This is a genomic window from Arthrobacter sp. NPDC056886, assembly GCF_042788715.1.
Lineage (GTDB): Bacteria > Actinomycetota > Actinomycetes > Actinomycetales > Micrococcaceae > Arthrobacter.
Window position 1 is genome coordinate 237177 of sequence record NZ_JBHUBT010000004.1, and the last position, 13562, is coordinate 250738.

Genomic DNA, 13562 nt, shown 5'->3' on the forward strand with positions numbered 1-13562 from the left:
TTGTTGCTGTTCTGGACGCTCAGAACAGCAACAACTGATAGCTCAACCTGTTTAAACGAAGCGGTCCCGGCCGGCCCGGTACCCGAACACGGCGGCGAGCGAGCCCACCAGCAGGAACAGCACGCCCGCCGCGGCAAAGGACCCGGTGGACTGGTGGAGTTGGCCGACCAGGAGGGTGCCGCTGGAGCCAACTCCGTAGCCAACGCCCTGCATCATCCCGGAGAGGTGGGCCGCTGTGTGCCCGTCGCGGGTGCGGACCATGATCAGGGTCAGCGCCGCGGCAGTCAGGCTCCCCTGGCCCAGGCCCAGCAGCCCGGTCCACAGCCAGATCAAGTCCAGGGGCCCGAAGATGCTGAGAGCAAAGCCTCCGCCGGTCATGAGCGCCACCACCGTGTTGATGGCGCGCTGGTCCCGGAACCGGGTGGCCAGGGCCGGCGCGAACAGCGAGCCCAGCATCTGCAGAACAATCGAGGCCGAGACGATCAGGCCGGCCGTGCCGCCGTCCACGCCGCGTTCGCGCAGGATCGGGGCCAGCCAGGCAAAGACGCTGAAGGACATCATGGCCTGCAGGACCATGAACGCAGTCACCTGCCAGGCCACCGCGGAGCGCCAGACGCTGACGTCGCCGGCCGGCCGCGTCGGAGCGCCGGGACCTGCCCGGAGCGCCAGCGGCAGGAACAAGAGAAGGACGACGCCGGCCGGCAGCGCCCAGAACCAGAGCGCCGCCGTCCACTGCCCGGTCGCCCGGAAGACCGGGAACGTGAAGCCGGCGCCAAGGGCTGCCGAGGCGCAGATCGCGGTGGTGTACAGGCCGCCCATGAGGCCCAGCCGGTGCGGGAAGTCACGCTTGACGACGCCGGGCAGCAGCACGTTGCACAGTGAAATCGCGGCGCCGCACGCGGCGGTTCCGGCCAGCAGGGCCGGCAGAGGGCCGGCCGCGGGCAGCTCCACAGGCCGCAGCAGCAGCCCGGCCGTGAGCACAGCCATGGCACCGAGCAGCACCCGTTCGGCGCCGAACCGGCGTGCCAGCGCCGGGGCCAGCGGGGCAAACACGCCGAGCAGCGTCACCGGCACGGTGGTGAGCACCATGACCGCCCAGGCCGGAAGCCCGGCGTCGGCCGTCACCTCGGGCAGTACCGCCGCGAAGCTCGAAAACACGGTGCGGAGATTCAGCCCGATCAGGACCAGGCAGATGCCCATGTACGCGAGCATGCGGCGGCCACCGGCCCGCGGCGGTCCGGACGCGTCCCGGACAGCGACGCTGGCCGAAAGGTCCTGCTCGTCAGTTTTTCCAGCTGAGGTCACCCGCCCCATTCTTGCAGTCGCCCGCCCCCGCAGTCCCCTTCTTCGGGGGACCGCGGGATCCGCCGGGGCGCCCCGGTCCTGCAAACTCAACTATTCTGGAAGGGATGAGCGAATCCCCAGAATCCCCCGGCACGCCGGCAGACCCGGAGTCCGGCGCCCCTGAAGAGACCCGGCTGCCGCGCCCCGTCACCCCCGGCAGCCAGGCTTCGTTCGGCACGTACGGAGGCCGTCCGGTGAGCTTTGTGCGCCGCGGCACGCGCCTCCAGGGCCGCCGCCAGGCAGCCTGGGAGGAGCACTCGGACCGCTGGGCGGTTGAGGTCCCCCGCCATATCGCCAACACCTCCGTACACCCGGACTACGTGTTCGACGCGGAAGCCGAATTCGGCCGGACCGCCCCGCTGGTTGTGGAGATCGGCTCCGGCCTGGGCGACGCCGTCTGCCATGCCGCGGAAGAAAACCCGGACACGGACTTCCTGGCGGTGGAGGTTTACACCCCCGGCCTGGCCAACACTTTGATCAAGATCAACAGCCGCAAACTGCGCAACGTGCGGGTAGTGGAGGCGAATGCCCCCGAGGTGCTCGCGACCATGCTCCCGGCCGGCTCGGTTACGGAACTCTGGGTGTTCTTCCCGGATCCGTGGCACAAGTCCCGGCACCACAAGCGCCGCCTCATTCAGCCGGCCTTCGTGGATCTCGCCGCCCGGGCCATCAAGCCCGGCGGCATCTTCCGGATCGCGACCGACTGGTCCAACTACGCCGTTCACGTCCGTGAGGTCATGGCGGGCTCGGCGGAGTTCGAGAACCTGCACGAGGGCGAGCGCGCCGGTGCGGACAGCCCCCTGACCCAGGTGTGGGAATCCGGCGTCGAGTCCCGCGTGGGCGGTGCGCCCGTCAAGGAAGGCCGGGCGCCGGTCAGCACCGAACACACCGGACCCAACGAGGGCATCGACGGGACCGGCGGTTGGGCGCCGCGGTTTGAGGGCCGGATTCTGACCAGCTTCGAAAACAAGGCGCACGAAGCCGGACGCCTGATCTTCGACCTCAGCTACCGCAGAATCTAGGCACGCCGGGCCCGCGGGCATCTGTTCCTGAGCCGTTTGGCGTGACACGATTACGGAACAAACCGCGCTGGGTAGCACTAAGGACACGATCATCAAACGAGAAATGAAGGACGCCGCTGACGTCGCCGAGGACGTCACCAATTCCAAGCCGCTCGAAGTGGTGGCACGGGCCGGATTCGCCGTGTCGGGGCTGTTGCACTTCCTCATCGGGCTGGTCGCGATCCGGCTCGCCATGGGTGGCAAGGGCCAGGCCGATGTCAGCGGCGCGGTGCAAGAGCTCGCCAAGCAGCCGGCCGGGCCGCTGCTGCTTTGGACCTCTTTTGCCGCCTGCGTTGCGCTGGCCATCTGGCAGACGTCCGACGCCATCTTCGACTTCGAGCACCTGCCGGCTAAGAAAAAGGTCGGGAAGAAGCTCAAGGCAGCCCTGCAGGCCGTTGTGTACGCCGCGTTCGCGCTGACGCTCGCGTCGGTGGCCACCGGGGCCGGCTCTAACAACCGCGAGTCAACGTCCGATATGACGGTACACCTCATGAAGGCACCGGGCGGTGTTGCGCTCCTGGTGGTCATCGGCCTCGCGATAGCCGTCACGGGAATCATCTACGCGATCCGCGGCTTCAAGAAGTCATTCATCAAGTACCTGCGCATGCCGTCCCAGCCGCAGGCACGCACCGCAGTGACGGTCATCGGCGTGGTGGGCTACGTGGCCAAGGGCTTCGCCCTGCTGCTGGTGGGCCTGCTCATCATCATCGCCACGGTGACGGCACACCCCGAAGAGTCAACCGGGCTCGACGGCAGCCTGAAAGCCCTGCGGGAGCAGCCGTTCGGCGTGTATTTGCTGGCCGCAGTGGGTGCCGGGCTGATCTGCTACGGCATCTACATGGTGGTGCGGGCCAAGCTCGCGAAGATGTAGGCTCGCGCGGACTGTGGGGCGCACCCCGCCTGATGCGCCCGCCTGCACTGCGATACACTGCGCTACCTGGACTGCGCTAACCCTGCGGCACGGCGATAACAGCCACGGTCTTCTGCTGCTCGTCGCGCAGCGCGACGCTGGCGATCTTGGTCAGCTGCACAGGCGTCGCCCCGGTAATCCGGACCCTGCCGGAGGGCGTGGCCGTCCACGAGCAGGCGCGGTCCTCGCCGCCGTCGCGGTCCTTCACCCAGAGCGAGAGGGTACCGGCAACGGGCAGGCTGCGTCCGTCCACCGCCAGCTCGGTGCCCCAGGTTTTCTTGACCAGGCCCACCGTGACCTGCATCCCGCTGCTGGCCGCAACGGAATAGCTCGCGTCCGGTTTGGCGGGTTGGTTCAGCAGCGGAGCGGCCATGATCCCCAGCGCCAGGCATGCGGCGGCGGCTGCGGCTACCGCCGCCGTCCACCGGCGCCGCACTTTCCGGCGGCGGGCGGCGAGCTCGTCCAGAAGCCGGCGCGGGACGGGAACGGGTTCCGGCGGAACCAGGGTCCGCTCGTGGGCGGCAGCAGCCGCCGCGGTGAGCGCGACGGCGTCGGACACCGGGATCGCGTCGAGCAGCGCGGGGAGGCTGGCGAGATCGTCCAACTCCCGGCGGCACTCGGCACACACGGCAAGGTGCTGGTCGAAGGCTGCGGCCTCGGCCGGCTCCAGCCCGCCGAGCAAGTACGCGCCGAGGAGGTGATGCAGCTCGGTCCCGTTCACCGCTGCACCCCCATTTCGTCGAGGATTGACCGAAGGGCCCGCACGGCGTAGAACGCCCGGGACTTCACCGTGCCGCTGGGGATCTTCAATTGGGCGGATGCCTCCTGGACTGTGTAGCGGCGGTAATGGAGCGCAACAAGGACTTCGCGGTGCTCCGAACTGAGCCGCAGCAGCGCCTCTTCCATCAGGACCTTGTTGAGCAGGTCATCGATACGTCCGGCGCCGTCCGTTAGATCCGGGACATCGCGTTCGCCGGCTTCCTGCGGGCGCCGTTGGGCCTTGCGGTAGTTGTCGATCATGATGTTGCGGGCCGTCCGAAACAGATAGCTGCGCAGGCTGCCGGTGATCTGCGGCGCCTGCTGCCAGACCCGCAACACGGTCTCTTGGACGACGTCGTCGGCGAGTTGCGGATCCCGGGAGGCTCTGAGGACGAACCGCTTCAAAGCCGTCCCATGGTCGCGGTAAATCGCAGCCACGACGTCTTCATCCAGCGGCATTTCCCACCTCCCGGGGTTTCCTGTCCTGCCCCTGTATGACGTATAGGCGGACCCAATAGTTCAGTGTGCCTCAGGACAGCCCCAACACGAACAGGTCGACTCCGCCTTGAACCATTCCGCGCTCCCCGCCGTCGTATCGGGTAGCGCCGGCCTCTGAGTTGGGCTGGCTCGAGCCTAGGAGCAGCAATGAAGAAGCACCTCAGCATTGGCTTGTCCGCTTTCGCCCTTGCCGCGCTACTGTCCGGCTGCGGCGGCGGAGCGACCACCACGACGCCGACATCGGCCGCGCCGGCCACCTCCGCTCCCGCAGAGACCAGCGCGCCAGCCACCTCGGCGCCCGCGTCCATGGGCGCTGCGGTGCTTTCGGTGGCCCAGTCCAAGGCGGGCCAGATCGTGGTGGCCGACCAAGGACTGAGCGTCTACTACTTCACCAAGGACACGAAAGACTCCGGGACCAGCGCCTGCACCGGCGACTGCCTCGTGGCGTGGCCTCCGGTCACCTCGACAACGGCCACCCCCACCGTGAACGGCGTCACCGGCAAGATCGGAACCATTCAGACGGCTGACGGAAAGATGCAGGTGACCATCAACGGGATGCCAATCTACTACTACGCCAAAGACCAGGGCCCCGGAGACATCACGGGCCAGGGCGTCGGCGGGGTCTGGTACCTCGTGTCGCCCTCCGGAACGATGATCACCGCACCGCCCGCAGGCTAGGCCCAGAGGCTGGGGGTCCGGGCAATACGGACGGCGAACCGGGCGGGCCAGACTGTGGGGTACCGCCGGCGCCTGCTTTTTGGGGGGAGGCGCCGGCGGTACCAGGGAAAGCTGGTTACGCGCGGGCTTCTTGGACCTCTTCGAACTCCGCTGTGTCTTCGAACTCCACGGCCGCGAGGATTTCCTGGGTCCGGGGGTTGAGCATGAAGGCCTCGTCATCGTCTTCCAGCATGAGGAATTCGCCCTGTTCGGTGGTGAAGTGCCAGGCCAGGGTGGTTTGCCCGTTGTGCTCGTAGTTGGGATCGCCCATGGTGATCCGCTCTAGGCTGTGGCCGGCAATGTCGCACAGCTCCCGGATGATCTGTTCGAACTCCGGCGCGTCCAGGAGGGCTTCCTCGGCGGCGGCCGCCTGGCGCTCCGCGAGGTCGGAAAGCCGGGCCACCCGCCCCGCAATGTGGGCGTCGAGGTCGTCGTCGGCAAGGACCAGCAAGTCCGGCTGTCCGCGCAGCCAGGCGGCGTTCAGCGCCACAATGTCCTCTGTCTCGAGAACCGACCCGAATTCCCCGTCCAGTTCTTCAATGCCGCGAACCGCGTCGGAGACAGCGTCCCCCGGTTCGTCGCCCTCGGAGTCGGCTTCGGCGGTCCAGCCGCTGCCGCCGTCGAGGTACGTGTCGACGTCGGTGTCGGTCAGGGCACCGAAGGCGGCCACTGTCCGGTTGAAGAGGTCCAGGTGCGCGGCGGCACCCATGGCGGCCAGCCCTTCCCGGACGTAGGGATCGACTTCCTCGCGTTCGGGCGCAGTGAAAACGTACTGCGCGAAGCCGCCGGCCAGGGCCTGCGTCAGGTAGAAGTCCACGTAGTAGCTGCGCAGCGCGGCCGGGGAGATCTCGTCCGCATCCAGCAACTCCTCGAACATGGAGTTGACCACGTTGACGTTCGCATCGACAACGTCGTCGTTTCTGCCGTTGAGGCTTTCCGTGGTCAGCACGGTCGGGTAGCTGTGGGCGGACTGGGTGGTGGGCTCACCGTTGGTCATGGGGAATCCTTACTGCTGGCACTGCTGAAACTCCGGACGTCTCCACGGTAGGTCCGTCTTCACGGCGGGCAGCCCAGCCCCAGTTGAACGTCAGGCGAAGTTTGGGCGGCGGCTGCGCGGCCGCCGGCGAAGTTCCGGGGCCTGCGAAGGCTCGGTAAGATGGATCAGATGACCACCTGCCGAAAGTAGCGCGCACATGCCATCCCATCCGGACGAGAGTGCGGCACTGGCGATTCAGACCCCCGCGATTAACGACCGCTCCCTCGCGGCCGGGCTCGCCTACGCCATGGGGAGCCGCGTTTCCGGGATCTCCTTCGATGCCGCCACCGGCCTGCTGCTGGGCAAGGTGCGGGGCGGTTCCGACGTGCCTTATTCCACGACGGCGAAGCTTGTCCGGAAGGCGGGCGGCTGGAGCTGCACGGTGGGAGTCTGCAGCTGCCCGGTCCGCAAGGACTGCAAGCACGTGGCGGCCCTGCTCTTCTCGGCCGAAGACAACCCGGCCACCCGGCTGCAGCTGCTGGCCCCCGCCGAGGGCACTCGGCTGGCCCGCCAGAGCGCACCGCCGGAAATGGCCGACTGGGAGCAGGCCCTTAGCTCCCTGATCGCCCACCCGGGGATCACGCCGTCCGCCAACGGCACCCCGCTGGCGCTCCAGTTCGACATCGAGGAACCCGCCCCGCACTTCTCCTATACGGGCCGCCGCGATCCGCTCCGCAGCGTCCGCCAGCTCAAGGCACGCCCCGTCATCATGGGGGCCAAGGGCAAGTGGATCCGCGGCGACGTCTCCTGGAGCACGCTGAGCTACCTGAACTACCGACGCGAATGCAACGAGGCGCATGTGGAGTGGATGCAGGAATTCCTCGCCTCGCACACCGCCATGGCGAACCGCCAGCATTCCGGCACCGGCTTGTGGCTGGGGCTGAACACCTACGCCGGCAAGAATCTGTGGAGCCTGCTGTCCCAGGCCAAGAAGATCGGCGTCGCGCTGGTGCACAGCCGCGGCGATGAGCCGGTGCGGCTGGTTGAGCAGCCTGCCGCCGTCGGGCTGAACCTGGCGCGGCTCGGCGCCGAAGGGGAGGACGGCGGGCTCGAGCTCGCGCCGACCATCACGGTCGAAGGCGAGGTGGTGGATCCGGCGTCGGTCGGGACCATCGGCCGCCCGGCGCACGGGATCTTCCTGGCGTCCGACGGCGACAGCCTGCCCGGCGTCGCCCCTGCCGACCCCGTCATCACCCTTGCCCCGCTGGAGAGCGGTCTCAGCGAGGAACTGCTGACCTTCGTCACGGGCGGGACCACGCTGCATATCCCCGCGCGGGACGAAAGCCGCTTCCTGACCGGCTTCTACCCCAAACTGAAGCAGACCGCCCGGGTAACCGCCTCCGACGAGTCGGTGGAACTGCCCACCCTTGCCGTCCCCACCCTGTCCCTGCTGGCCAACTACGGGGCGGACCACCGGGTCCGGCTGCACTGGGAATGGCACTACAAGTCCGGGAACCTCGTCACGGCGCAGCCGCTGTGGCGGCATCCGGGCGATCATGGCTACCGGGACGACCCCGCCGAGGCACGCATCCTCGAGGAGGTCGGCCAGCCCTGGGACGTGGTCCCGGCCCTGGGCGAATCCGCGACCGGCGGCTGGGGCACGCCGCGCCTGGCGGCCTCGGCAGAACTGGCCGGTCTTGACACGCTCGCCTTCACCGAGGACGTGCTTCCCCGGCTCCGCGACCTCCGCGACGTCTCCGTGGATACCTCCGGCGAGATTGCGGACTACCGCGAAGCCGAAGAAGCCCCGGTGGTGGCAATCTCCACGAAGGCGACGGACAGCCGCGACTGGTTCGACTTGGGCATCGTCATCACCCTGGAAGGCCAGCCGGTTTCCTTCGCGGCGCTGTTTTCCGCACTCGCTTCCGGTCAGACCCGCATGCTGCTGCCCAGCGGGGCGTACTTCTCGCTGGACCTGCCGGAGCTGCACCAGTTGCGGGCGCTGATCGACGAGGCCCGCTCCCTGCAGGACAACCCCGGCGATAAAGATGCCCCGCTGCAGATCAGCCGTTTCCAGGCCGGGCTGTGGGACGAGCTCGCACGCCTCGGGATCGTCGACGAGCAGGCGGCGGCGTGGCGCGAGTCCGTGGGGGGCCTGCTCGAAGGAGACATCAAGGGCCTCCCCCTGCCCGAATCGCTGAACGCCGAGCTGCGCCCGTACCAGCTGGAGGGCTTCAACTGGCTGAGCTTCCTTTACCGCCACGGCCTCGGTGGTGTGCTGGCCGACGACATGGGCCTGGGCAAGACCGTGCAGGCCCTGGCCCTGATGTGCGCCGCGAAAGACGCCGCTGCCACCCCTGATGCACAACCCGCTGCCCCCTCCGAGGCACAGGCCGCCGGCCCATCCGCGGCCGGCCCCGCCGCCGGAACGGCCCCGTTCCTCGTCGTCGCCCCCACCAGTGTGGTGGGCAACTGGGAGGCGGAGACGGCACGGTTCGCGCCGGGGCTGAGCGTACGCGCCATCGGCGAAACCTTCGCCAAGAGCGGCTCGCAGCCGGCCGAGGCGATGGCCGGCGCGGACATCATCATCACCTCCTATGCCCTGTTCCGGATCGACTACGAGGCCTACGCCTCCCAGACCTGGGCCGGCCTGGTCCTGGACGAAGCCCAGTTCGTCAAGAACCACCAGTCCAAGGCCTACCAGTGCGCCCGCAAACTGCCTGCCGCCTTCAAACTCGCCATCACCGGAACCCCGCTGGAGAACAACCTGATGGAGTTCTGGGCGCTGACCTCGATTGTGGCCCCAGGGCTCTTTTCCAGCCCCAAGCGGTTCGCCGAGTATTACCAGAAGCCGGTGGAGAAGAACGGCGACAAGGGGCAGCTGGACAAGCTCCGGCGGCGGGTCCGGCCGCTCATGATGCGGCGCACCAAGGAGCAAGTCATCCGGGACCTGCCACCCAAGCAGGAGCAGATTCTGGAAGTCGTGCTGAATCCGCGGCACCAGAAGGTGTACCAGACGCACCTGCAGCGGGAACGCCAGAAGATCCTGGGCCTGATCGAGGACGTCAACAAGAACCGGTTCACCATCTTCCAGTCGCTGACCCTGCTCCGGCAGCTGAGCCTGGACCCGTCGCTGATCGATCCATCCCTGTCCGGGGTGCGCTCCAGCAAGCTCGATGTCCTCTTCGAGCAGCTCGCGGACCTGGTGGCCGAAGGACACCGGGCCCTGATCTTCAGCCAGTTCACCGGCTTCCTGGGCAAGGTCCGGGAACGGCTGGTCGAGGAGAACATCGAGTTCTGCTACCTTGACGGCGGCACGCGCAACCGCACCGACGTCGTGAACGAGTTCAAGAACGGCGCCGCGCCGGTGTTCCTCATCAGCCTCAAGGCCGGCGGCTTCGGCCTGAACCTGACCGAGGCCGACTATGTGTTCCTGCTGGACCCGTGGTGGAATCCGGCGTCGGAGGCCCAGGCCGTGGACCGGACGCACCGGATCGGCCAGGCCCGGAACGTCATGGTCTACCGGCTCGTCGCCAAGGACACGATCGAGGAGAAGGTCATGGCGCTCAAAGCAAAGAAATCCCAGCTCTTCGCCGACGTGATGGAAGGCGACGCGCTCACCGGCTCCGCACTGACGGCGGAGGACCTGGCGGGGCTGTTCAACAACTGACGCCTTTTGGCCTCCCGACGGACGCCGTTCAGACGTGGGCCCGGCCGCTCAGATCAGCATCGCCTCACGTACCTCCCCCGCGGATTCGACGCCGCCATGTCCGGAGGAGCTGACCCGGCCCGCGGCCAGCACGTAGTAGCCGTCGGCGGCCCTGAGGGCAAAGCCGATGTGCTGTTCCACCAGCAGGACCTGCATGCCTTTGCGCTGGGACAGCTGGATGATGGTGTCCTGGATTTCGGCCACGACGTTGGGCTGGATTCCTTCCGTGGGTTCATCCAGGATGAGGAGCCGGGGCTCCGTAATCAGCGCGCGGGCGATCGCCAGCTGCTGGCGCTGGCCGCCGGAGAGGAGACCGGCGCGCCGGGCCAGCAGCGGCCGGAGCGCCGGAAACATGTCCAGCGCCTCCGCCACCCGTTCCTTCCCGTTCTTCCGCCCGTCGGCTACCAGCTGCAGGTTTTCCAGGGCAGTAAGCTGCCCAAAGGACTGCTGGCCCTGCGGAACATAGGCCATCCCGCGCGCCACCCGCTGGTGGGGTGGGAGCGTCGTGATGTCCTCTCCGTCCAGGCGGATGCTGCCGCGGGTGGGCTTGAGGAGCCCGACGACGGCGCGCAGCAGCGTGGTTTTCCCGGCCCCGTTGTGCCCCAGGATGGAGACGAGGGCATTGTCGGGGACGGCGATACTGACCCCGGAGATGACCTGGGTGCGGCCGTAGCCGGTCTGCACGTCGGTGATTTCAAGCATCAGCGACCCTCCATTCCTGCAGCGCCCAGATACACGTCTTGCACATTTGTGTCGGCCTGAACCTGGGCTACGCTGCCTTCGCTGAGCACCTTGCCGGCGGCGAGCACAGTCACGGAGGTGGCGAACTCCCGGACAAACTCAATATCGTGTTCCACCACGATGGTGATGCGGCTGGCCGCGATCCGACGAAGCAGCTGCCCCGTTTCGTCGCGCTCGTCCTGGCTCATCCCTGCGATCGGCTCATCGAGGAGCAGCACATTCGAGTTCTGGACCAGCAGCATGCCGATCTCCAGCCATTGCTTCTGCCCGTGCGCCAGGGTTCCGGCCCGGCTGTCCGCCGCCTTTTCCAGCCCGATGATTTCCAGCGCCTCCTGCACGGCAGGGTCCACGCCCTTGCGCCGCCGCAGCAGCTCGCCGGCTTTCCGGCGTGAGCCGGCAGCGATGTCCAGGTTCTGGAGGACAGAGAGGTTTTCGAAGACGCTGGCCGTCTGGAATGTCCGCCCCACGCCCAGGCGGGCGATCTGGTGCACCTTGCGACCTAGGATTTCCGTGCCGGTGTGGTTGACGGACCCGGTTGCCGGAACCAGCCCGGTGATCGCATCGATGATGGTGGTTTTTCCGGCGCCGTTCGGTCCGATGAGGAACCTCAGGTCGCCCTGGACGACGCTGATGTCAACGTTGTCCACCGCCACGACGCCGTCAAACGCAACGGTGAGCCCGCGCACCTCAAGGTACTTGGGCCGGCCGTGCCGGTGCCCGCCCGCGCGGGGCACGCCGTCGGGCAGCAGGGTAGCTCTGGTCATCGGCTCGCCTCTTCCGGAATAGTCGTGGGGACCGCGGGGCCGGGCACCGGGGACCCCTCGGGTCCTGGGCCTGCGGGGTTTTGCCGTGCAGAACCGCCGGTCTCAGGATCCGGAACTGCTCGCTGCCCGGAAGGCCCGCGGCCCCGCAGCCGCGCGATCAGGCCCGGCAGGGAGGCCAGCCCGCCGGGCATGAACCCAATGACCAGGACAAAGAGGAGACCTTGGAAGTAGATCCAGAAGGACGGGAAGGTGGAGGACAGGCTGGTCTGGGCGATTGCCACGCTGAGTGCGCCGAGCACCGGTCCCAGCAGGGTGGCTCTGCCGCCGATGGCCACACCGATCAGGAAGGCGATGGACGGTATGACTCCCACGTCCGCCGGAGAGATGATCCCCACGAGGGGAACAAACAACGCCCCGGCGATCCCGGCCATCACCGCGGCAATCACGTAGGTGACAGTCTTGATGATGGCCGGGTCATAGCCGAGGAACCGGACCCTTTCCTCCTGGTCGCGTACGGCAACGAGCAGTTCTCCGAATCGGCTGTGCATCAGCTGCCGTACCGCCGCCAGCGCCAGCAGCAGGACCACCGCCGCGATCGAGTAGAGCATCAGTTTGTTGGACGGGTCCAACAGGTCGAAGCCGAAGAAGGACCGGAATCCGCTCAACCCGTTAGAGCCCCCGGTGGTGGCCTGCTGGCCGATCAGGAATACGGCGAAAGCCGCCGCGAGGGCCTGACTGAGGATCGCGAAGTAGGCGCCCTTGACGCGGCGTTTGAACACGGCCAGGCCAAGAATCAGCGCCACCAGTCCCGGCACCAGAACGACGGCGAACAGGGTCACCACGGGGTCTCGGAACGGCTCCCACCACGCCGGAACGTTGCCGGTGCCGTACAGGGACATGAAATCCGGGACGCCGGAACCGCCGAAGAGGGAGGCGTCCGCGAGCTTCAGGTGCATGGCCATGATGTAGGCGCCCAGGCCGAAGAAGACCCCCTGGCCCAAGGTCAGCATCCCGCCGCGGCCCCAGGCCAGACCGATTCCCACAGCCACGATCGCGAAGCAGATGAATTTCCCCAAGAGGGCGAGGTTGAAGACGGACAGCGCAGCGGGCGCCACCACCAGCAGGGCCACTGCGCCCAGGGCGAAGCCGGCCAGCACCCGCCAGCGGCTGGAAAGGAATTTGCTCATGCCAGGCTCCTTGTCTTGAGGCTGAAGATGCCCTGCGGCCGAAGCTGAAGGAACACCACCACGAGAACGAGGATCAGCACTTTCCCGATGCTGGCCGTCGTCGAAAATTCAAAGACGGATTGCAGCACGCCCAGCGCGAACGCGGCGATGACCGCGCCTTTGACCTGGCCGACGCCCCCGGCCACCACCACCAGGAAGGCGTCGACAATGTAGTTCGTTCCCAGGTACGGGCTCGTGGACCCGATCAGGGTGACGGCCACCCCCGCGACACCGGCAAGACCGGACCCGATGAAGAACGTCAACTGGTCGGTGCGGCGGGTGGAAACGCCGCTCGTCTCAGCGAGGTCCCGGTTCAGCACTACTGCCCTGATTCGACGTCCCAGCGGGGTCCCCTTCAAAACCGCCACCAGCGCGGCCACGCAGACGAGGGAAAGCAGCAGGATGAACAGCCGGGTCATCGGAATCGGTGCACCCAGCAGTTCGATATTGCCCTGTAGCCACTTTGGTGCCCGGACGTCCACGCTGGGCGCCCCGAAGATGTCCCGGGCGGCCTGCTGGAGGATCAGCGACACCCCGAACGTAACCAGCAGGGTGTCCAGGGGGCGGTGGTACATCCTGCGCAGCAGGACTGCCTCGAGGACCAGCCCCAGAAGCCCGCCCACGAGGAAGCCCACCGGGACGGATACGAGCAGCGAGAGGCCGGCGTCGGAGATGCTCCGCTGCACCACGAAGGCCGTGTATGCACCGGCCATCATGAACTCGCCGTGGGCCATGTTGATGACCCCCATCTGGCCAAAGGTCAACGACAGCCCGAGCGCCGCAAGCAGCAGCACTGAGCCGAGACTGAGTCCGGCGAACATCTGTCCAATCAGCACTTCCATTCCGGCGGGCCTTTC

At 67.5% G+C, this 13562-nt stretch carries 12 protein-coding genes; 4 read left to right on the forward strand and 8 right to left on the reverse strand.

Translation table 11 applies throughout. The features are described 5' to 3' along the window. Positions 1-51: 51 nt before the first annotated feature. On the reverse strand, positions 52-1314 hold the full coding sequence (locus ACFRJ8_RS09255) for an MFS transporter (protein ID WP_377985814.1): 1263 nt from the start codon (positions 1312-1314) through the stop codon (positions 52-54). A gap of 95 nt (positions 1315-1409) precedes the next feature. On the opposite strand from ACFRJ8_RS09255, the gene trmB reads away from it, so the two are divergent. Together trmB and ACFRJ8_RS09265 are read left to right on the forward strand one after the other, a co-directional pair. Further along, on the forward strand, positions 1410-2366 hold the full coding sequence (gene trmB, locus ACFRJ8_RS09260) for a tRNA (guanosine(46)-N7)-methyltransferase TrmB (protein ID WP_377985815.1): 957 nt from the start codon (positions 1410-1412) through the stop codon (positions 2364-2366). 103 nt (positions 2367-2469) lie between these two features. Next, complete coding sequence (locus ACFRJ8_RS09265) at positions 2470-3276, forward strand: DUF1206 domain-containing protein (RefSeq protein ID WP_377985816.1); 807 nt, start codon at positions 2470-2472, stop codon at positions 3274-3276. Between the two features lie 76 nt (positions 3277-3352). Here the strand turns inward: ACFRJ8_RS09265 and ACFRJ8_RS09270 are convergent, their stop codons facing one another. Beyond that, complete coding sequence (locus ACFRJ8_RS09270) at positions 3353-4036, reverse strand: zf-HC2 domain-containing protein (RefSeq protein ID WP_377985817.1); 684 nt, start codon at positions 4034-4036, stop codon at positions 3353-3355. Next, positions 4033-4533, reverse strand: a complete 501-nt coding sequence (locus tag ACFRJ8_RS09275; protein WP_377985818.1) for a sigma-70 family RNA polymerase sigma factor — start codon at positions 4531-4533, stop codon at positions 4033-4035. Before ACFRJ8_RS09275 ends, ACFRJ8_RS09270 begins: the two co-directional genes overlap by 4 nt. A 186-nt stretch (positions 4534-4719) precedes the next feature. Here ACFRJ8_RS09275 and ACFRJ8_RS09280 point away from each other — a divergent pair, with 186 nt between their 5' ends. Beyond that, positions 4720-5250, forward strand: coding sequence for a hypothetical protein (locus tag ACFRJ8_RS09280; RefSeq protein ID WP_377985819.1), 531 nt, complete (start codon positions 4720-4722; stop codon positions 5248-5250). A gap of 115 nt (positions 5251-5365) precedes the next feature. Here the strand turns inward: ACFRJ8_RS09280 and ACFRJ8_RS09285 are convergent, their stop codons facing one another. After that, on the reverse strand, positions 5366-6286 hold the full coding sequence (locus ACFRJ8_RS09285) for a hypothetical protein (protein ID WP_377985820.1): 921 nt from the start codon (positions 6284-6286) through the stop codon (positions 5366-5368). A gap of 196 nt (positions 6287-6482) precedes the next feature. On the opposite strand from ACFRJ8_RS09285, the gene ACFRJ8_RS09290 reads away from it, so the two are divergent. Next, positions 6483-9935 carry an SNF2-related protein gene (locus ACFRJ8_RS09290; RefSeq protein ID WP_377985821.1) on the forward strand — a complete coding sequence of 1151 codons (3453 nt, stop codon included), beginning with the start codon at positions 6483-6485 and terminating at the stop codon, positions 9933-9935. Between the two features lie 48 nt (positions 9936-9983). On the opposite strand, the gene urtE is transcribed toward ACFRJ8_RS09290, so the two are convergent. Genes urtE through urtB form a run of 4 tightly spaced genes read right to left on the reverse strand, consistent with a single transcriptional unit; the run spans position 9984 to position 13547 of the window. Then, positions 9984-10676 (reverse strand): urea ABC transporter ATP-binding subunit UrtE, encoded by a 693-nt coding sequence (urtE, locus tag ACFRJ8_RS09295; protein ID WP_377985822.1) that lies wholly within the window; start codon positions 10674-10676, stop codon positions 9984-9986. Further along, complete coding sequence (gene urtD, locus ACFRJ8_RS09300) at positions 10676-11479, reverse strand: urea ABC transporter ATP-binding protein UrtD (protein ID WP_377985823.1); 804 nt, start codon at positions 11477-11479, stop codon at positions 10676-10678. The genes urtE and urtD overlap by 1 nt, the downstream gene beginning before the upstream one ends. Then, positions 11476-12666: an urea ABC transporter permease subunit UrtC gene (urtC, locus tag ACFRJ8_RS09305; protein WP_377985824.1), complete on the reverse strand. Its 1191-nt coding sequence runs from the start codon at positions 12664-12666 to the stop codon at positions 11476-11478. The genes urtD and urtC overlap by 4 nt, the downstream gene beginning before the upstream one ends. Beyond that, complete coding sequence (gene urtB / locus ACFRJ8_RS09310; RefSeq protein ID WP_377985825.1) at positions 12663-13547, reverse strand: urea ABC transporter permease subunit UrtB; 885 nt, start codon at positions 13545-13547, stop codon at positions 12663-12665. Before urtB ends, urtC begins: the two co-directional genes overlap by 4 nt. Positions 13548-13562 lie beyond the last annotated feature (15 nt).